At 66.6% G+C, this 19,064-nt stretch carries 17 protein-coding genes, 1 tRNA gene and 4 pseudogenes; 10 read left to right on the top strand and 12 right to left on the bottom strand.

The window, feature by feature from the left end:
- Positions 1 to 12 precede the first annotated feature (12 nt).
- The 3 genes from AC0B44_RS10170 to AC0B44_RS10160 form a co-directional block, all read right to left on the bottom strand.
- Positions 13 to 774: an SDR family NAD(P)-dependent oxidoreductase gene (locus AC0B44_RS10170; protein ID WP_471902771.1), complete on the bottom strand. Its 762-nt coding sequence runs from the start codon at positions 772 to 774 to the stop codon at positions 13 to 15.
- A 149-nt stretch (positions 775 to 923) separates the two neighbouring features.
- Entirely contained in the window at positions 924 to 2,141 is a 1,218-nt protein-coding gene (locus AC0B44_RS10165; RefSeq protein WP_471902770.1) for an acetyl-CoA C-acetyltransferase, read from the bottom strand.
- A gap of 34 nt (positions 2,142 to 2,175) precedes the next feature.
- A complete protein-coding gene (locus AC0B44_RS10160) occupies positions 2,176 to 3,321 on the bottom strand; it encodes an acyl-CoA dehydrogenase family protein (protein WP_471902769.1) in 1,146 nt (381 codons plus the stop codon).
- 111 nt (positions 3,322 to 3,432) lie between these two features.
- Between AC0B44_RS10160 and AC0B44_RS10155 the strand changes: the two genes are divergently transcribed.
- The 6 genes from AC0B44_RS10155 (at position 3,433) to AC0B44_RS10130 (ending at position 7,722) form a co-directional block, all read left to right on the top strand.
- Complete coding sequence (locus AC0B44_RS10155; protein ID WP_471902768.1) at positions 3,433 to 4,035, top strand: TetR/AcrR family transcriptional regulator; 603 nt, start codon at positions 3,433 to 3,435, stop codon at positions 4,033 to 4,035.
- 136 nt (positions 4,036 to 4,171) lie between these two features.
- A complete protein-coding gene (locus AC0B44_RS10150; RefSeq protein WP_471902767.1) occupies positions 4,172 to 5,479 on the top strand; it encodes a PPE domain-containing protein in 1,308 nt (435 codons plus the stop codon).
- The gene (locus AC0B44_RS10145; RefSeq protein ID WP_471902766.1) at positions 5,476 to 6,252 is read left to right on the top strand and encodes an ESX secretion-associated protein EspG; all 777 of its coding nucleotides are present in this window, start codon (positions 5,476 to 5,478) and stop codon (positions 6,250 to 6,252) included. Before AC0B44_RS10150 ends, AC0B44_RS10145 begins: the two co-directional genes overlap by 4 nt.
- A 21-nt stretch (positions 6,253 to 6,273) precedes the next feature.
- Positions 6,274 to 6,747: a DUF309 domain-containing protein gene (locus tag AC0B44_RS10140; RefSeq protein WP_471902765.1), complete on the top strand. Its 474-nt coding sequence runs from the start codon at positions 6,274 to 6,276 to the stop codon at positions 6,745 to 6,747.
- On the top strand, positions 6,747 to 7,367 hold the full coding sequence (locus AC0B44_RS10135; protein WP_471902764.1) for an LON peptidase substrate-binding domain-containing protein: 621 nt from the start codon (positions 6,747 to 6,749) through the stop codon (positions 7,365 to 7,367). Before AC0B44_RS10140 ends, AC0B44_RS10135 begins: the two co-directional genes overlap by 1 nt.
- Before the next feature lie 19 nt (positions 7,368 to 7,386).
- A complete protein-coding gene (locus AC0B44_RS10130; protein ID WP_471902763.1) occupies positions 7,387 to 7,722 on the top strand; it encodes a hypothetical protein in 336 nt (111 codons plus the stop codon).
- Positions 7,723 to 7,735: 13 nt separating this feature from the next.
- Here the strand turns inward: AC0B44_RS10130 and AC0B44_RS10125 are convergent, their stop codons facing one another.
- From AC0B44_RS10125 to AC0B44_RS10115, 3 genes are read right to left on the bottom strand one after another with little or no spacing between them, the layout of a single operon-like run.
- The gene (locus tag AC0B44_RS10125) at positions 7,736 to 8,359 is read right to left on the bottom strand and encodes a LutC/YkgG family protein (RefSeq protein WP_471902762.1); all 624 of its coding nucleotides are present in this window, start codon (positions 8,357 to 8,359) and stop codon (positions 7,736 to 7,738) included.
- The gene (locus AC0B44_RS10120; RefSeq protein ID WP_471902864.1) at positions 8,356 to 9,843 is read right to left on the bottom strand and encodes a lactate utilization protein B; all 1,488 of its coding nucleotides are present in this window, start codon (positions 9,841 to 9,843) and stop codon (positions 8,356 to 8,358) included. The genes AC0B44_RS10125 and AC0B44_RS10120 overlap by 4 nt, the downstream gene beginning before the upstream one ends.
- A 17-nt stretch (positions 9,844 to 9,860) precedes the next feature.
- Complete coding sequence (locus AC0B44_RS10115) at positions 9,861 to 10,619, bottom strand: (Fe-S)-binding protein (RefSeq protein WP_471902761.1); 759 nt, start codon at positions 10,617 to 10,619, stop codon at positions 9,861 to 9,863.
- 101 nt (positions 10,620 to 10,720) lie between these two features.
- On the opposite strand from AC0B44_RS10115, the gene AC0B44_RS10110 reads away from it, so the two are divergent.
- Positions 10,721 to 10,797 (top strand) — tRNA-Met (locus AC0B44_RS10110).
- Positions 10,798 to 10,891: 94 nt separating this feature from the next.
- A complete protein-coding gene (locus tag AC0B44_RS10105) occupies positions 10,892 to 12,094 on the top strand; it encodes an AI-2E family transporter (protein ID WP_471902863.1) in 1,203 nt (400 codons plus the stop codon).
- Here the strand turns inward: AC0B44_RS10105 and AC0B44_RS10100 are convergent.
- The 3 genes and pseudogenes from AC0B44_RS10100 to AC0B44_RS10090 form a co-directional block, all read right to left on the bottom strand.
- Positions 12,083 to 13,621 carry an FAD-binding protein gene (locus AC0B44_RS10100; RefSeq protein ID WP_471902760.1) on the bottom strand — a complete coding sequence of 513 codons (1,539 nt, stop codon included), beginning with the start codon at positions 13,619 to 13,621 and terminating at the stop codon, positions 12,083 to 12,085. The genes AC0B44_RS10105 and AC0B44_RS10100 overlap by 12 nt on opposite strands.
- Before the next feature lie 86 nt (positions 13,622 to 13,707).
- A pseudogene (locus AC0B44_RS10095) lies at positions 13,708 to 14,356 on the bottom strand (CoA transferase subunit B).
- Positions 14,353 to 14,553, bottom strand: a pseudogene (locus AC0B44_RS10090) (CoA-transferase); the annotation flags it as partial. The pseudogenes AC0B44_RS10090 and AC0B44_RS10095, both read right to left, overlap by 4 nt.
- Here AC0B44_RS10090 and AC0B44_RS10085 point away from each other — a divergent pair.
- A pseudogene (locus tag AC0B44_RS10085) lies at positions 14,522 to 14,911 on the top strand (acetyl-CoA C-acyltransferase); the annotation flags it as partial. The pseudogenes AC0B44_RS10090 and AC0B44_RS10085 sit on opposite strands and share 32 nt — an antisense overlap.
- A gap of 68 nt (positions 14,912 to 14,979) precedes the next feature.
- Positions 14,980 to 15,150 (top strand): annotated as a pseudogene (locus AC0B44_RS10080) (DoxX family protein); the annotation flags it as partial.
- Between the two features lie 6 nt (positions 15,151 to 15,156).
- Here the strand turns inward: AC0B44_RS10080 and AC0B44_RS10075 are convergent.
- From AC0B44_RS10075 to AC0B44_RS10065, 3 genes are all read right to left on the bottom strand, one after another.
- Complete coding sequence (locus AC0B44_RS10075) at positions 15,157 to 16,194, bottom strand: NADP-dependent oxidoreductase (protein ID WP_471902759.1); 1,038 nt, start codon at positions 16,192 to 16,194, stop codon at positions 15,157 to 15,159.
- Between the two features lie 32 nt (positions 16,195 to 16,226).
- Positions 16,227 to 16,391 carry a hypothetical protein gene (locus AC0B44_RS10070; protein ID WP_471902758.1) on the bottom strand — a complete coding sequence of 55 codons (165 nt, stop codon included), beginning with the start codon at positions 16,389 to 16,391 and terminating at the stop codon, positions 16,227 to 16,229.
- A 150-nt stretch (positions 16,392 to 16,541) separates the two neighbouring features.
- Positions 16,542 to 19,058, bottom strand: a complete 2,517-nt coding sequence (locus tag AC0B44_RS10065) for a glycosyl hydrolase 2 galactose-binding domain-containing protein (RefSeq protein WP_471902757.1) — start codon at positions 19,056 to 19,058, stop codon at positions 16,542 to 16,544.
- Between the last annotated feature and the right edge of the window lie 6 nt (positions 19,059 to 19,064).

The following is a 19,064-nucleotide window of genomic DNA, read 5'->3' as shown; positions in this document are numbered from 1 at the left end:
ATGGTGGGACGTTCAGTTGATGGTGAGACCGCCGTCGACTGCGATGGTCTGACCGGTCACGTATGCGGCGGCTTCCGAGACGAGCCACACGGCGGTGGCGGCGATTTCGGCGGGGTCTCCGGTGCGGCCCAGAATGATTCGGGATTTCATGGCGTCGAGATATCCGGGCTGGTATTCGTCCGTCATCTCGGTCTTGAAGAACCCGGGCGCAAGGGCGTTGACGCGGATGCCTTTGCGGGCACCCCACTGCTGCGCCAGGTCGCGGGTGAGACCGATGATGCCGGCTTTGCTGGCCGCGTAGGCGGCCTGCGGAAGACCCGCCGTGGTTAGCCCCAGGACGGACGAGATGTTCAGGATCGAGCTTCCCGGCTGCATCACGCGACCGGCGGCCTGCGCTGCCCAGTACGACCCGTTGAGGTTGATGTCGATGACGCGCCGGAACTGGTCGGGGGTTTCCTTCGTCGCCGGGACCGCGGTGCCGACGCCTGCGTTGTTGATGAGGATGTCGACCTTCCCGAGGTGATCGACCGCCACGTCGACCATGCGTTGCGCTTGGTCGGGATCGGCGACGTCGGTTTCGACGGTCACGGCGCGGCGTCCGGCGGCACGGACGAGTTCGGCGGTGTGCTCGAGCCTGTCGACGCGGCGCGCAGCGAGAACGACGTCTGCGCCGGACTCGGCAAGAGCCTGAGCGAAGGCGACACCGAGACCCGAGGATGCGCCGGTGACGATGGCGACGCGGTCGTCGAGACGGAATCTGTCGAGCACGGACATGCGATGATCTCCTCGGTGTGACGGGGCCTACACAAGATGTATAGCCGAGTTCAGGCGGTTGCACAAACAAGGTCTGCTGAAAAGCATTAGGCCGCATGCCTTTTCAGGCATACGGCCTAACGACGGGATAGCTCGAACCTATGGTGAGGTCAGCTCAGGCGCTCGAGCACCATCGCCATACCCTGACCACCACCGACACACATCGTCTCCACACCGAACTGCTTGTCCTGCTCACGCAGGTTGTTCAGCAACGTGTTCGTGATCCGCGCACCCGTCATACCGAACGGATGACCCAGCGCGATCGCACCACCGGAGACGTTCAGCTTGTCCTCGTCGATACCGAGTTCACGCGCCGAGCCGAGCACCTGCACCGCGAACGCCTCGTTGATCTCGAACAGATCGATATCCGAAATCCCCATACCGGCATTGGCCAGCGCCTTGCGGGTCGCATCGATCGGACCCAGGCCCATGATCTCCGGCGAGAGCCCCGACACCCCGGTCGAGACGATCCGCGCCAGTGGCGTCAGCCCGAGGGCCTTCGCTTTGGTATCGGACATGATGACCAGCGCCGCGGCACCATCGTTGAGCGGGCACGCGTTGCCGGCCGTGACCGTGCCGTCGGGCCGGAAGACCGGCTTGAGCTTGCTGACCGCCTCGTAGGTGGTGCCGGGACGCGGGCCGTCGTCGGTGGAAACCACGGTGCCGTCAGGCAGCGTGAGCGGGGTGATCTCCTTCTCGAAGAACCCCGACTTGATCGCCTCCTCGGCCCGGTTGTGCGAACGGACGCCCCACCGGTCCTGGTCTTCGCGGGAGATCCCGGTGAACGACGCGACGTTCTCGGCGGTCTGGCCCATCGCGACGTAGACGTCGGGCAGGTTTCCTTCGGACCGCGGATCCGTCCACGGCGTACCGCCCTGGGCAAGAGTCTCGGTCCGCGCCTCGGCGTCTGCGAACAAGGGGTTCTTGGTGTTCGGCAGGCCGTCGGCGTTGCCGGTCACGAAGCTCGACACCGACTCCACGCCGGCGGAGATGAACACGTCCCCTTCGCCGGCCTTGATCGCGTGCAGCGCCATGCGGGTGGTCTGCAACGACGACGAGCAGTAGCGGTTGACGGTCACGCCGGGCAGGAAGTCGTAGCCCAGCTGCACCGCGACGACACGCGCGATGTTGAAGCCGGACTGTCCCGCGGGCTGGCCGCAGCCGACCATCAGGTCGTCGATCTCGGTGGGGTCGAGTTCGGGGATCTTGGCGAGCGCCGCCGCGACCATCTGGGTGGTCATGTCGTCGGGCCGGAGGGTCTTGAGAGACCCCTTCATCGCACGCCCGATGGGCGAGCGTACTGCTGAGACGATCACTGCTTCGGGCATCGGAAGCTCCTTCGAGAAAGTGGGACGGTGGGAACTACAGGCCGAGGTCGCGGCCGATGAGTTCCTTCATGATTTCGTTGGTACCGGCCCAGATCTTCGTCACCCGGGCGTCCTTCCATGCCCGCGCGACACGGTATTCGTTCATGTAGCCGTACCCACCGTGGATCTGAACACACGCGTCGAGGACCTCGGACTGAGTCTGCGCGCTCCACCACTTGGCCTTGGCGGCATCGACCGCGGTGAGCTTGCCGTCGGCGTGCGCCTCGACGGCCTGGTCGACGTACGCCTCGGCAACCTCGATCTTGGTCACCAGCTCGGCGAGCAGGAACTTGTTGTACTGCATGGTGCCGATGGCCTGCCCGAATGCCTTGCGCTCCTTCGAGTACTCGAGAGTCTCGAAGAGGATGTGCTTGGCATGATGCACGTTGTTGACGGCCGAGCCGAGACGCTCCTGGGGCAGCAGTTTCATCATCGAGATGAAGCCCATGCCTTCTTCGCCGAGCAGGTTCTTGCCCGGAACCCGGACGTCCTTGAAGAACAACTCGGCGGTGTCGGCTTCGGGCTGCCCGACCTTGTCGAGCTTACGACCGTTCTCGAAGCCCTCCATGCCGCGCTCGACGACGAGCAGCGAGATTCCTTTCGCACCCTTCGTCGGATCGGTGCGGGCCGCCACGACGACGAGGTCGCAGTTGTAGCCGTTGGTGATGAACGTCTTGGCGCCGTTGAGGATCCAGTCGTCGCCGTCGCGCACCGCAGTGGTCTTGAGGTTGGCGAGGTCGGAGCCGCCGGACGGCTCGGTCATGCCGATGGCGCAAATGAGTTCGCCTGTGGCACAACGCGGCAGCCAGCGCTCGCGCTGCTCCTCGTTTCCGAGGTGGACGATGTAGGGAACGGTGATGTCCGAGTGGATACCCATCGAGGACGACAGCGCCATGTTGGCGCGCGCGAACTCCTCGGCGACGATCGCGTTGAAGCGGTAGTCGCCGGCCTCCATGCCACCGAATCGCTCCGGAATCTCGAGGCCCAGGAAGCCCGCCTTGCCGGCTTCGAGCCAGATGTCACGGGGAATCTCGTGACGATCGATGAGTTCCTCTGCGCGGGGCAGTACGAACCGGTTCACGAACTCCCGGGCCGACTCGCGGAAAGCCTCGTGATCGGGACCGTACAGGGTGCGTCGCATCAACTGCTCCTCAAACAAATAAGCGAGTGCTTATTTTCTAAGCACTCGCTTATGATGAGGCGTTGTGGTGAGCCTGTCAACCACACGAGCAGGGCAGGAACTGGAGAAACCGTGACCGCACCGAACCCCGGCGTCATCAGCACCTCGAAGGCCGCCGCACGCCTACGCGAAGCCGCGATCGAAGCGTTCGCGGAGAACGGCTACGGAGGTACGACCACCCGGCAGATCGCCACCCGGCTGGAGATGAGCCCCGCCGCGATGTATCCGCACTACAGGTCGAAGGAAGAGCTTCTCTACGCCATCTCGTACGAGGGGCACGACCTCGCGCTGCAGGTCGCGCGCGGTGCCGATATCCCCGACGCCGATGCCACCACCCGTCTCACCTCCGTCATCGGCCGATTCGCCGGTTGGCAGGCAGAGCACCACCGACGCGCCCGGGTGATCCAGTACGAACTGAACGCACTGGACCGCGACCACTACCGGACCATCACCGGATTGCGCCGGCAGACCACGCAGGTCGTCAGGGACGTCGTCGACGCGGGACTCGCTTCGGGCGAGTTCACGGTCCCCGATGCCGAAGGCGTCACCCTCGCCCTCATGTCCCTGTGTGTCGATATCTGCCGCTGGTACCCGTCCGGCCGCTACAACGAGCCCGAAGCCATCAGCACCCTCTACGCCGATCTCGCGCTGCGCCTGGTGGGTGCTGTGCGCTAGCATCGCGCCACCAACAGATCGGGGGGTCTCGTGGTGGGGGGACATCGTGTCGCGTCGCGTTCCGGCGGCGAAGGAGCCGTAACCGGGTCACAGCCTGTGTGCGTGCTGACGTTCGTCGGACGAGGGCGGTAACCGGATGTCGAACGACGGGAACCCGGTCGAAGAACTCCTGCAGCCCCTTCTCGGATCGGGCGTGCCCGGTTCGGTGACGCGGCGACAAGCCCGGCACGACGAACTGGCAGCGCGACTCGATGCGGGCGTCGACCCCGAGTACATCCGGGATTTCGAGAACTTCCACAGCATGGAGCACGCCGAGATCTACCGGATCGCGCAGACCATCAGCCCTGTCGCGATGACGACGCTCGCGGCCGAATGGGCAGAGCTGGGAAAGGGTTTCAGCCTCACCGTTTCGCTCGGCACCGTCATGATCCGCGACCGGATCGCACGACACTGGGAGGGAGACGCGGCAACCGCCGCACTCACCGCGACCCAGCGCTTCGGCGACTCCGCGCAGCAACTGTGCGACGCGGCGCAGGCGGTCTCCCAGAAGTTGCATATCGCGGCCGATGTCGGCGAGCGTGTGAAGTCGTCGATTCCGCCGCCCACCGCGCAGGTCCCGATGCCCATCGCTGCTCTGAATCCGGTGGCCGAAGCCGAGGTCGCCCGGCAGGCGGAAGCGATCCGCGTGCAGTCGGTCCGTGTGATGGAGTCGCTGTACAAGCCGTACTACCGGGATTCCGGTGCTGCGGTGCCGGTGCTCCCTCCGCCGTACGTGGCGGCCACGGGCACCGCCGGAGACGGCGGCGCCGACGGCCGGAGTCTGGTGGGCTCGTCGGGCACGCACGCGTCGGGAAGCGGCGCTCCCACCGCGAATCGCCTCGACTCGGACCAGCGAACAGATCCCGGCTTCGGGCAGTCCGATACGGGCGAACGCCCCGGCGACGGTCCGGGAAACACTTCACCGGAGTCGACGGAAGGCGGTGCGCCGCCGAACTCGTTCGAGGATTCGGCCTCCGATCCTGCCACGACCACACCGGCCGGCGCAGCGGCGACAACACCGGTTCCCGGTCAGACGTATGGTTCCTCGCCGACCGGTTCTCACGCCGGTTTCGGTAGCTCCGGTGTCGGCACGCCCGGCAGCATCGGGAGCGGAGGCGGCGGAGGGTCGTCGGCATGGGGTCCGGCTCTCGGCGGACTCACTGCGGGCGGCCCGGCGACCAGCGGCAGCGACCGTCCCGGGCCACCTTCCGCTGCGGCCGGGTCACGCAATGCCGCCGCCCGCCCGATGGGGATGTATCCCGGCATGATGCCGCCCGGTGCGGCGCAGAACAGCGACGAGCAACGCCGCGTCCCCGGTTACCTCGTCACCAACGACCACTGCAACGAACTCATCGGGTCGATGCCGGACACTGCACCGCCCGTCCTGGGAGCCGACCCCGCATGAGCCGACGCCTCACGCCCGACCGATTCCTCTCGCTGTGGACGGCTGCGGGAAGCGACGACCTGCCGTTCCCACTCCGGTACCGGTCGACGGCCGCATGGGAGGACGAACACCTCGCCCGCCTTCGCGCAGCCGACGAATGGCGGCGCCTCGACGACCTCGCGCTGGACCACGCGATTCGGACCCTGCAGGCCGGGGAGATTTCGATCGAGGTGTACGGAAACTCCTCCGATCCGAGCGAATCCGTTTTCGCGGTGGGTGCAGTCGTCGGCGAGCACGCCGCTCTGGCCCGGCAGTATCCGGACGGGGACATCGAGGTCTCCTGGATGCCCGCGGATCGGCTGCCGGGTGCCGTCGCCGGTCTCCTCCCCGTCGTCCCGCCCGGCCGGACGTCGCATCAGGCCGCGCCGGCACCGGAGGTCCTGGATCCCCGCGAGCGCAACGCCGTACGCCTGCCGGCCGGAGGCAGCACCGCCCACGCAATCCGCAGCCTCTTGTTCCGCGAAAGAACCACAACAGGCAGTGTCCGATTTCTTCTCGGCGCACCCGGCGCCGGCTCCCGGGCGATGTCGGCGGTGGGGTGGTTCGACGTCGTCGACGACGGCCGGTATCTGTTCGTCGAGGGCGCAGATATCCGCGTCGCCCCCGGCACGACCGAAGGGCTGCGTGACGAATTGTCGTCGCGTTTGCACGCTTCCCGTGCCGCGCACCGGGCGCGCGCCGGGCAACCGCAACGTCGGACCGGCGGGCTCTTCGCCGCGAGCCACGAACACTGACCGTCGTCTACCCTGAAGCCCATGACGGACCGGGACCGCACACCCGACGGCCGACCCCAGAACGCACGACCCCGCGACGCACTCGGCCGCCCGCTGCCGCCCGGTGAAGACGGCGTCGAACGCGTCCCCGAAGACCTCGATCTCGACACCGAGGAGACGATTTCGGAAGGTCAGCGACTGCTCGATCACGGGTACCCGTTCCATGCCCACGAAGTGTTCGAAGCCATGTGGAAGAAGGCCCTGCCGGAAGAGCGCCCGCTGTGGCAGGGCCTCGCCCAGCTCGCTGTGGGCCTGACCCACCTCCTGCGCGGCAACCCGCGGGGCGCGGCTTCGCTGTTGCGGCAGGGCAAAGCGCGGATCTGCCATTACGAGGACGAACCGCCGTACCGGCTCGACATCGACGGATTGGCCACGTGGGCCACCCATCTCCTGACCGAGATCGAGCGGGGCGATCCCACGGACGAACCCCCGATCCCCATGCTGAGGATGCCCTGATGCCGATTCTTCCGATGTTCCCGCTGGGCACCGCGCTGCTTCCCGGAGCCGGCCTGCCCCTCCACATCTTCGAGCCGCGTTACCAGCAACTCGTCCACGACTGCATGAATGCACCCGACGGCCCGCGTTTCGGGGTCGTACTCATCGCACGGGGACGCGAGGTCGGCGGAGGCGAGCAGCGAAACGACGTGGGGACCGTCGCGCGGATCCTTCTCGACACCGAGATCGGAAACGGGCGGCATGTGCTCGAATGCGTTGCGGAAGAGCGCATTCGCGTCGTCTCCTGGCTGCCGGACGATCCGTACCCGCGCGCCGAGGTCGAGCCGTGGCCGGATACCGAATCCGGCCCCCTCGACCTGTCTCCGCTTCTCGGGTCGCTGGAACGACTGCACGAACTCCTCGACCGGTTGACCGACGGCAATGCGCCGCCTCCGCCGTCACCCTCTGAACTTCCGGACGATCCGGGCCAGCGCCTGTTCGCCATCGCGCGTCACGTTCCCATGGGCGAAGCGGACCGATACGCGGTGCTGTCGACGCCCGGTCCGGCCGAGCGCTTGGAGGTCCTGACCGAATCGGTGGCCACCGCGATCGACCTGGCGTCGTGGAAGCTGCAGAACTGACATGCCCGCGGACGCCGACATGCCTGATCCCGCACGGAGATTCCTCGACGAGATCGCCGAGGAATATCTCGACGATCCCGATGTCGAATTCGGCACGATGTTCCGAAGCCCGGGACTGCGCGTGGCGGGCAAAATCTTCGTCTTTCTGGGAGGCGATCAGCGCTTGATCGTCAAACTCCCCCGTGCTCGTGCGCTGGAGGTGGTCGGCGAAGGAACGGCAGACGAGGTGACGATGGGAAGCCGGACGATGAAGGAATGGGTTTCTTTCCCGGTCGACGAACACGACCTCGACGGAACTCTGGCCACGTGGCGCCGGGTCACCCGCGAGGCTCACGAATTCGTCGCGGGCCTGTGAGTTCGGGTTCTTCTCAGCCGACGACGACCACCACGAGAGTCCGCGGTCCGTGCACCCCTTCGACACGCTCGAGTTCGATGTCGCTGGTAGCGGACGGCCCGCTGATCAGCGTGGTGGGCCGGTCGGGTACGAGTCGCGCGAGAGCTTCGGGAACCCCTACCTCGATCGTGTCCAGTCCGACGACGCATATGTGAAGGTCGGGCACCAGAGTGAGAGCACGCCGGCCCTGATCTTCACTTCCGTCGAGGAAGATCGTGCCGGTCTCGGCGCACGACACGGCCGATCCGGTCAGCACACCGTCGAGTTGTTCGAGATCCGGGGCGGGAACGTCCGGAGAATCGACGACGACCGTGCCTCCGAATTCCGCGAGCCACGACCGGTCGAGCCCCGCCGGCACGCCGAGATTCTGCACCTCGAGGCGGGCGAGAATTTCTGCGAGCGCACCGGGCAGGTCAGCCGCAGAGTGGAAGTGCACGTCCGCCTTGTAGTCACGTACGCGGTCGGCGAACAACTCGTAGCGCTGGTCGTCGGGCAGTGTCCGCCCTGTGCGGTAGCGGCGGATCACCTCCGCCGGGCCGGCATCGGACAGCGTCAGCGCATCCCGAATGCGGCCGAGGACAACGTCTCTCGAACTCACGACGAGTCCCCCGACCGTCTCGCACGGTCGAGGACCTCCCGCCGTTCGTCGGTGTTCCACCATTGCCGGAACGTCTGTTTCGGAGGTGCGGCGATGTCGCGGGCGTCGGTCCACCCACTGAGTGGCCACGGCAACGTCGTGATCCTCCCTTTCCGGCCCGCGAGCAGTCGGGCAATGCCGGACGCCTTCTTCGCTTTGGTCCAGCGCGGAGCCGACGACATCGCCAACGACGCCGCCTTCATCGCCGCCGCCTCGGGACCCGGACGCGCGTGTTCGACCTTCTGGTGCCGCAATTCGACGAGCAGGGAGGGAATGTCGATCCGCACGGGACACGCATCGAAACACGCGCCGCACAGGCTCGACGCGAACGGGAGTGTGGCATTGGGGTCGTGTGGCTCGTCCATCCCGGCCAGTTGCGGCGTGAGGACCGCGCCGATTGGCCCGGGATAGGTCGAGCCGTAGGCGTGACCGCCGGTGCGCTCGTATACCGGGCACACATTGAGGCATGCGGAACACCGGATGCAGCGCAGTGCCGCACGACCCGTTTTGTCCGCAAGGGTTGCGGTGCGGCCGTTGTCGAGCAGGATCACGTGGAAGTTCTGTGGTCCGTCGCCCGGGGTGACGCCCGTCCACATCGAGGTGTACGGGTTCATCCGCTCACCCGTCGACGAGCGCGGCAGCAACTGCAGGAACACCTCGAGATCCCGGTAGGTGGGCAGTAGCTTCTCGATTCCCATGACGGTGATGAGGGTCTGCGGCAACGTCAGGCACATCCGTCCGTTGCCTTCGGATTCGACCACCGCCAATGTCCCGGTTTCGGCGATCCCGAAGTTCGCTCCCGAGACCGCCACCGGAACCGTCATGAACTTGTGCCGCAGGTATTTTCGGGATGCTTCGGCGAGGTGCGCCGGGTTGGCGTCGAGATCCGGGTCCACGCCGTTCATCTCGCTGAGGAAGATGCTGCGGATTTCGGAGCGATTGCGATGGATGGCGGGCACGAGAATGTGCGACGGCGTGTCGTGCCCGAGTTGCACGATGAGCTCGGCCAGGTCGGTCTCGTGCGCGGTGATCCCCTCGGACTCGAGGTGCTCGTTGAGGCCGATCTCCTGGGTGGCCATGGATTTCACCTTGATGACCTCGTCCGAACCGGTTTCACGCACCAACTGGGTCACGAGCGCATTGGCCTCGTCTGCGTCGGCGGCCCAGTGCACAACCCCACCGCGTGCAGTCACTGCGGCCTCGAACTGCTCGAGCAACTCGGGCAATCGCGTGAGCACATCGTTCTTGATGCCCTCGCCGGCGACACGGAGGTCTTCCCAGTCGGGCAGTTCCTCGGTCACCGCAAGTCGCTTGCCGCGGATGGTGTGCGTCGCTTTGCCGATGTTGCGCCGCAGTTGCGCGTCGGCGAGTTCGTGATGGGCTGCGGCGGGGAAGGATTCGGTTCCGCGCACGTTTCCGGTGCCGCGCGGCGGTACGGGCGGCATCCCCAGCGACGCGGCGGTCACGAGCCCACCGCCCGAGCGGGTTCGCGAACGGACGCGAGAATCTCCGCGAGATGCAACGTGCGTGTTCCCATCCGCAGCCGCGACATTCCACCGCCGATGTGCATGAGGCACGACGAATCACCGGCCGTGCAGATCTCGGCACCGGTGGCGGCGACGTTCCTGATCTTGTCGGCGAGCATCGCCGTGGAGGTCTCAGCGTTCTTGAGTGCGAACGTGCCGCCGAATCCGCAGCACACGTCGGCTTCGGGGAGTTCTACGAGGTCGATGTCGCGCACCTCCCGCAGCAACCTGAGCGGCTTGTCGCCCACCCTGATCATCCGCAGCGAGTGGCAGGTCGGGTGGTAGGTGACGCGGTGCGGGAACGACGCCCCGACATCGGTGACGCCCAATACGTCGACGAGCAGTTCGGACAGTTCGTACGTCTTGCCCTTCACCACCTCCACACGCTCGCGGAGCGGAGCGGAACCGTAGCGGTCGGCGACGATGTGGTGCTGGTGGCGGATCGACCCGGTGCACGATCCCGACGGCACCACCACCGCGTCGATCGCCGGGTCGCCGAACTCCTCGGCGAAGTTCTCCACGAGTGGTAGCGCATCGGGTTGGTATCCGGTGTTGATGTGCATCTGGCCGCAGCAGGTCTGTCCCGGCGGGAACACCACCTCGTGGCCGAGTCTCGTGAGCAGGACCGCGGTTGCCTGGAGCGCGCCCGGGAAGAGGGTGTCGCCGAGACAAGTGCCGAACAGTGCGATCCGCATCGGGGTTCTCCGCATCGGTCTGTGGTCCGTCCCACACTATCGCCGCCGACGAGGACCCTGGTGAAATCGTCTCCGAAAGTCGTGTATCGTTGGTCATGCAACGCGGGGTGGAGCAGCTCGGTAGCTCGCTGGGCTCATAACCCAGAGGTCGCAGGTTCAAATCCTGTCCCCGCTACCACCACCGGCCCGGACTCTCACGAGTCCGGGCCGGTTTTGCTTTGCCCACGGTAGATTCGCTGTGCCTTGTGTCTTCAACCGGCAACGGGGGCAACATGGACGACGTGGCCGACCCGGAACCGGAGCGCACGCAGCGGGGTGGTGCCCGGCGTGTCCAGCGCTCCGGGCTTCCCCGCTGGTTCCGCCCGGTGATCCTCTACGTGTTGTTCGCGATCGCCGCCTACCAGATGTCGGGCTGGCTGTTCCACAACCTCAAGGGCTTCCTCGGACTGCTCTTCCTCGCCTGGCTCTTCAGTATCACCGTCGAACCGGTCGTCGACCGCCTGGAGCGTTTCGGCATGCGCCGGGGGCTGGGGGCAGGGATCGTCCTGTTCGGACTGATCTTGCTGATAATCGGCTTCCTGTCGCTGTTCGGCGCATTGCTTGCCGAACAGCTCGCCCAACTCGTCACGGCACTGCCGGATTCACTGTCCTCGGTCACGAAATGGGCGAACCGTACGTTCGACACCAACTTTTCCGTCGACTCCGAAGACTTGCGGGTGACACCCGATACCCTGCGCGAGCTCGCCGAACGTTTCACTCCCGGCGTGCTCGGCGTCGTAACCTCGCTCTTCGAGGTGCTGTTCCAACTGCTGACGATGCTGCTCTTCGCGTTCTACATGTCGGCCGAGGGGCCTGCGCTACGCCGCACCGTCGCAAGCTGGTTCCCTGCACGGCAACAGCGCGTCATCTCGACGGTGTGGGAGATTTCGGTCGACAAGGCCGGCGGGTACGTCGTCTCCCGCCTGATTCTCGCGGCGTTCAGCAGCGTGGCGACCGGGATCTTCCTGGTCATCTTCGACGTGCCTTACTGGCTGCCACTGGCGTTGTGGACGGGCATCGTCTCCCAGTTCGTGCCGACACTCGGTACCTACCTGGCAATCGGTCTTCCCGCGATCATCGCTGCCACGGCCCACCCGATCAACGGAGTCTGGGTCGTCCTGTTCGGCACGGTGTACCAGCAGATCGAGAACTATGTGCTTCATCCCCGCATCACCGCCCGCACGGTCGCGATCCACCCGGCCGTGGCGTTCGGCTCGGTGATCGTCGGTGCGTCCCTGTTCGGTCCGATCGGGGCACTCGTGTCGGTGCCGGTGGTCGCGGTGATCCAATCGATGGTCGAGACGTTCGGACGCCGGTACGAACTCGTCCCCGAAATCGCCGGGCAGCCCGAGACCGAGTCGCCCGAGACCGAGTCGCCGGACGCGGACGGTGATTCGGGAGATCCTCGGCGAACCGACGAAGGATCAGGACCGTGAAGTCAGGTCGCGCGCGGCGAGGTGGGCGAACAGCATGCTTGCGCCGATAGGGTTTCCCCCACCGGGGTAGACGGTGCCGCTGACCGCCGCCATGGTGTTGCCGGCTGCGTACAGTCCGGGGATCGGCTCTCCGGAGGTGTCGAGCACGCGGGCGCGGGCGTCGGTGCGCAGCCCTCCCTTGGTTCCGAGATCGGAGAGCCCGAACGCCGCAGCGTGGAACGGTGCTTTGTCGATCGGTACGAGCGGTGACTCTCCTCCGGAGAACGCCCGGTCGTAGGGTTCGTCTCCCCGGCCGAAATCCTCGTCGACGCCGGTCGCGGCGAAGGCGTTGAATCGTTCGACGGTCGCGACCAGTGTCTCCGCGGGTACACCGATCTTCGTCGCAAGGTCCTCGAGGGTGTCGGCCGTTTTCCACAGTCCGGCTTCGACGTACTGCTGCTCGTCGGCGAGGGGCACGTTGGTGGCCTGCACCGGCGGTGCGAGACCGTCCTTGTCGTCGTAGATCATCCAGAACGGCATCGTCAGCTTTCCCGCCTCGGCATGGTCGAGGGCAGCATGTCCGATCCGGTCGTACGGGGCGGACTCGTTGACGAACCGCTCACCGGAGTCGTCGACGAACAGTCCTCCGGTGAACCAGAGCGCGAACGCCGAACGTCCATCCGGATGGGTCAGTCCGGGAGACCACCACGCCTCGTCCATGAGGTCGACATCGGCGCCCGCGGCGATTCCCGCGCGGTGCGCCTTTCCGAGGTTCGACCACGGCCCCATCGAGTCGCGCGAGTCACCGGGGACTCCGTATTCGGCGCGCATCGCGTCGTTCTGCTCGAATCCGCCCGCAGCGAGGACCACTCCGCGGCGGGCGCGGATGGCACGTCGATCCTCACCCTGCGAGACGATGGCCCCGACGACGGCGCCGTCCTCGATCACGAGTTCTTCGAGCGCGGTGTTCGCGTGGACTTCGGCGTTCGGATAACCCCGCAGGGCGACGAGAAAGCGGCCGACGAGTGCCCGACCGCCGATGAGGGTGCTGCGCAATCGCTCCCCGGCGCGTTCGCGACCGAGGGGGCCGCGGATGGACTCGTTGAGTTCGAGGTCGTCACGGACTCTGAGTGGGGCCGCACAGATGTGCCGTCCGGACGCGCTCGCCTTCGGTGCCTTGCCGAAGTAGTCGGGCCAGGGCAGCACCTGGAACTCGAAGTTGTCGTCTTCTTCGAGGTAGTCGATGAGAGGTGCTCCCCCGGTGACGAAGGCGTCCTGGAGGTCGCGCGGGGTGCGGTCGCCGACGACCGACCGGAAATAGGTCCGCGCGTCGTCGAGCGTGTCGGTGTCACCGCTGCGGCGCAGCGCGGCGTTGGTGGGGAACCACATTCCTCCGCCGCCGGAGTACGCGGTGGTGCCGCCGAACTGCTCCGAGGCTTCGACGAGAATCACCGAAAGGCCTTCTCTGGCAGCGGTGTACGCTCCGCAGCACCCACCTGCTCCCGAGCCGACCACGAGTACGTCGCATTCCTGAGCCCAGTCCACCACTGTGTTCCTCCGTCGGTCCGGCGTCGGCAGATGCTAACCGCCCGGTGCGCAGGTGCGGAGGGTCGTGTCCCACCGCGCGGGAGAACCTAGACGACGAGAGGCGCGGCGGTGGCGGCGAGCGCGTCGTTCACGGTCACTCCGGGAGCGGTTTCGACGAGCACCAGACCTGCCTCGGTGACGTCGATGACGGCCATATCGGTGATGATGCGCTGGACGCAATGCCGGCCGGTGAGGGGCAGCGTGCACTCCTCGAGAATCTTCGGATCGCCCTTCTTGGTGACGTGCTCCATCATGACGATGACCCGCTTGGCGCCGTGGACCAGGTCCATCGCGCCGCCCATCCCCTTGACCATCGCGCCGGGCACCATCCAGTTCGCGATGTCACCGCTCGCCGAGACCTGCATGACTCCGAGCACCGCTACGTCGATCTGGCCACCGCGGATCATTCCGAACGACGCCGCGGAGTCGAAATACGACGCTCCGGGAACAGCCGTGATCGTTTCCTTGCCGGCGTTGATGAGTTCGGGGTCGAGTTCTTCTTCGGTCGGGTACGGCCCGACGCCGAGCACGCCGTTCTCCGAGTGCAGGATGACCTCGATGCCGGGATCGAGGTAGTTCGGCACCAGCGTGGGCATGCCGATACCGAGATTGACGTACTGCCCGTCGGACAGTTCCCGTGCACACACGGGCCGCCATCTCCTGACGGGTGAGCCTGCGGATATCTGCTTGGGTCATGCTCGCACCGTCCGATTCTCGATGCCGACCTCGACCGGGCCCACGTGCACCACGCGCTGGACGTGGATACCTGGTGTGTGGATTTCGTTGGGGTCGAGTTCACCCGGTTCCACGAGGTGCTCGACCTGCGCGATGGTGATTCGCGGGTTTCCTTCGGTTCCGACGCTCGAACTGCGCCCGCTCGCCCGACTCGCCAGCTGGGCCGTCGCCGGTGTCCCGCCACGGACGATGGGGATCGGCCCGGTCCCCGCCACGGAGAAGGCGCTCGGACGTCTCGGCCTCACGCTCGCCGACATGGACGTCATCGAGCTCAACGAAGCGTTCGCCGCACAGGCGCTCGCCGTCATGCGCGTCTGGGAGCTCGAGCCGAACGATCCGCGGCTGAACCCGCACGGATCGGGTATTTCGCTCGGCCATCCGGTCGGAGCGACAGGTGCTCGCATCCTCACCACTCTGCTGCGCGAACTCGACCGCCGGGAGGGACGCTACGGCCTGGAAACGATGTGCATCGGCGGCGGACAGGGACTGGTGGCCGTCTTCGAACGGATCACTTGATCCGGCCACGAGCGCAACCGCGCTCCGTAGCATCGGGGCATGAGTGATCTTCGTACGGCCACGCCGCCCGGATCATTGCACTGTTCTTCGCGGCGGTCTTTCCGGGAAATCTCGCGCAGTACCGCGGGCGACGCAGCGCGTTCGGCCTGGACACCGACCGGAAGCGCCTGGTGAGGCTGTTCTTCCAGCCGGTGCTCATCCTCTGGGCGTTGTGGTGCACCGGCACGCCGCGTCGCTGATCCCGCTCAGTTTTCGGGCGCCACGCGCACCAGCATCTTTCCGAAGTTCTTGCCCGCGAGCATCCCGATGAACGCCGTCGGTGCGTTCTCCAGTCCCTCGACGATGTCCTCGCGGTACTTCAGCGACCCGTCGCGAACCCAGCCCGAGGCGTCGCGCAGGAAATCGCCGTACATTTCCTTGACGAACTCGGTCTGGATGAAGCCCCGGATGGTCAGGCTCTTCGTGAGCACCGACGAGAAGAATCCCGGCAGGCGGTCGGCACGCTCCTCCACGGCACCGTTGTACTGCGCCACGAGGCCGCACACCGGGATTCGAGCGTAGGTGTTGAGCAGCGGCCACACCGCGTCCTGGACGGCACCACCGACGTTCTCGAAATACACATCGATGCCTTCGGGCACCGCATCCTTCAGCTTCCGGGCGAAGTCGGGATCGCGATGGTCCAGCGCCACGTCGAAGCCGAACTCCTCCGTCAGGGCACGGCACTTTTCGGGTCCACCCGCGATGCCCACGGTTCGGGCACCCTTCAGCTTGGCGATCTGGCCTACTGCCGATCCCACCGGACCGGTGGCAGCCGCGACCGCCACCGTCTCGCCCGGCTTCGGCTGCCCGATCTTCAAAAGTCCGGAATATGCTGTGAATCCGGGCATTCCGAGCACGCCGACCGCGGTCGAGATCGGGGCAGCCGCCGGGTCGAGTTTCCGCACTGCCTTGGCGTCGACGACGGCGTGCGTCTGCCATCCCGCTCCCGCCAGGACGTAGTCACCGGCGGCGATGTCGGCGGCGCGGGACTCGACGACCTGACAGACGGTGCCACCGACCATGACGTCACCGAGTTCGACAGGCGCAGCGTACGACTTCGCGGTGCTCATCCGCCCGCGCATGTACGGATCGAGCGACAGATAGACCACTCGCACGAGCAGTTGGCCGTCGCCGACCTCCGGCAGGTCCACCACCTCGGTACGGAAGTTGTCGGGGGTGGGTGTGCCGTCGGGGCGCGATGCGAGAACGATGCGGGTGCTCTGGGTTGATGTGGATGCACTCATCACCCCAGTGTGCCGCACCCTGCCGGACGGCTTCAGGCGATCCGGTGGGCTTCCCCCCGGGGCGGCACGTAGTTGGAGAACAACCGGGAGTGGACGACCTCGGTGAACGACGGTCCGTCCTGTTCGACGCGTCGGGCTTGCCGGGGCGACTGCTCGTTGCGCACCGGGGACATGTTGGATGTGGATCGAATAGACACTTCGACTCCTCTCGGAAAACTGGGAGAGAGGCGCGCTACCGAACACCACCGCGTACGACACGGCGGGTGTGCGACCCCCTTGCGAATACATATACCCCCTCGCGGGGTGCAACGCACGCGTCGACACCGGTATTTATTCGTGTCGCCTGTTCACTCGGGTCGTCGGCCTCGACCCGCGGCGGTGTCGACGTTTCGCTGATCCTCTGCCACGACACGGATCGGAGCGGTGCCAGCCGAATTGAGCGCCGCGACACGGCCGGACGGTGAGATGCTGCTTGCGGTCGCTCGCAACTCCACCGTGCGAGAACCTCCGGGAGCCAAGTGGAACCACGAATCTGCGGCTTCGAAGCCGCGCACGTCCAGTCGCACGTACTGGGCTGCGTACTCCGTCTCCACCGTGACCGACCAGCCTTTTTCGGATCGACGTGCGGTGGCGCGCAGGCCGACACTGCGCTCGACGGGGCGGGCGGCACCGCCGACGAGATGAACGCTCTCGGCCAGCACGACGCCGGTGGGGCCGAGCATCTGCACCGAAGCGGCATCGAATGTCCTTGCCCCGAAACGATATGCATGGTTCACATCCGCGAAACCTGCGGTGGCTACATTCCACGACAGTGTTTGTGCGTCGTGGGCACCGAGCCGCAACGGCACGACGACATCTGTCGGCACGGCGCCCGTGGGGGTGTGGGAACGGAGGTGCAACGCGGCATCGAGTGGTTTCTCCGTGTCGTTGAACGCCACGATCTTCAACCCGTCGAGCCCATCGTCGACGAGAAGCACTGTGACAGGAGCGAAGACACGACGCAGGACGAACCACGGGGCCTTCGGGACGCCGGCATGGTCGAGGATGCCCCATCCGGCGCCGGGTTCCATGTCGCGGGCGGACAGCACCAGAGCGCCCCGGCAACCCGAGTCCGGCCGCCGCCAATGCTGGAGCACCTCGGTGAAAGCTTCGCACACGGCGGCGCGGCCGAGATCGAGGTAGCGTTCGGGATCGGCCCAACGTTCGGTCGCCGGGTCGAGCCCGAATACGGTGCGTACGTAGTGATCCCGCACATCTTCGAAGTCCCACGACGCACCGTTGTCACGCGGGACGGCCGCCTTCCACTTCGGGTGGTGACCGGCAACAGCCACACTGCCGAATTCTGTTTCGATGGCATCGTTTCCGGGTGGAATGGAGAACGCAAGACACTCCGCGGCGAACCGCACGCCTGCCGTGCGGACATCGGAGAACGGCCGACGATAACCACCCACGCCGAAGTAGTGCGCCACACCGGAACCCACGTCGATGGGCATCGCATCGGAACCCGGGGGCGCCGACGGTGACGACGACACCCAAAGAGCGTCGGGAGCCTCTGCCGCCGCGATCACGGGGAGCAGTTCGTCGATCGCGGGGATGACGGGCCGGGACAATCCGAGCATGGCCGGTTGCTGTTCGGTTTCACTCCCGCCGCACAACACCACCAGCGCGGGGTTGCCTGCGAGTCTGCTCGTGAATGACCGCGCCTCGCGTTCCAGGGAGGTGCGGAATGCGGCGTCGTCGGGCGGATCGGTCGTCGCGAGCATGACGTCCTGCCACACCATGATGCCCAGTTCTGCGCAATCCGAATAGAAGTCGTCGTGCTCGTAGACCGTGGTGCCTGGGATCCGGATCATGTTGATACCGGCGTCGACACACCGTTCGAGCACCCGCCTGGTCTCCGACGGGTCGTTCAGACCGATCGGATCGACCGGGGTCCAGACGATCCCGCGGCAGAACACGTCGATTCCGTTGATCCGCAGCGCGAATCCGTCCCCCTCGTACCCGCCGGTGACGCTTCGGAAGCCGATCGTCCCGAGGTCGATCGGAGTGCCGTCGAGGTGCAGTTCCACGCGGTACCCGGACGGACGGCCGTGGGTGTGCGGCCACCACAACCGGGCGGCGGGCACGGTGACACGGGCGCGGATCGAGCAGGATCCATCCGGTGCGGAGACGATGTCGGCGCGGGCTTGGTGTTCGCCCACCCGCACTCGGGCGGACGCCGGCGCCGGACCGGCTATCGCGACCTCGATCTCGGCGACGCCGTCCTGCCCGGTGATCGTGGTGCGGAGACGGCGGGAGAGCACCGCCCGGTCGGCGGCGTCGACGAGACGGACGTCGCGCCACGGCCCGACCGGTGCGGGTACCCCGGTGAACACGGGTGCTCGTCCGAGGACGGTGGTGCGGAACCAGCGAAGGCCCTGTGCGGAAACGAGCGACGACCGCCACCGGCCCCGCGGCCGCCGGGTTTTCAGCGCCGCGTCCAGAGAGGGGAATCGCAGGGCGATGCGCACCGTGGTCGGGAGGTCGTGGAGAAGCACCTCGAGCGGCAGGAACATCGAGTCGGACGTCGCGACGCACTCCGCCCCGACCCAGATCTCGGCCTGCGTGGCCAACCCGTCGAAGAAGAGCCGCCACGATCCGGCGCCGGTCACGGGTACGTCGGTGACGAACCACCAGTCGCTCGCGTCGGTCCGTGTCCGCCGTGCCGCCTCCGCCCCGTCGGCGTCACGGACGGCGCCGGCCGCGGTGCCCGGAACGGTAGCGGGCAACCACCGGGTCTCGACCGCGCCGAGTTCGTCGGGATGGCGGACGGCACCGGGATCGACAGCAGCGCAGAGCCACTGCGCTCCGGCAAGCAAATCCATGCGGGC

It is taken from the genome of Rhodococcus sp. NPDC019050, from assembly GCF_055664235.1.
The sequence above is the reverse complement of the archived record's forward strand: the minus strand, read 5'-3'. Positions and strand labels throughout refer to the sequence as shown.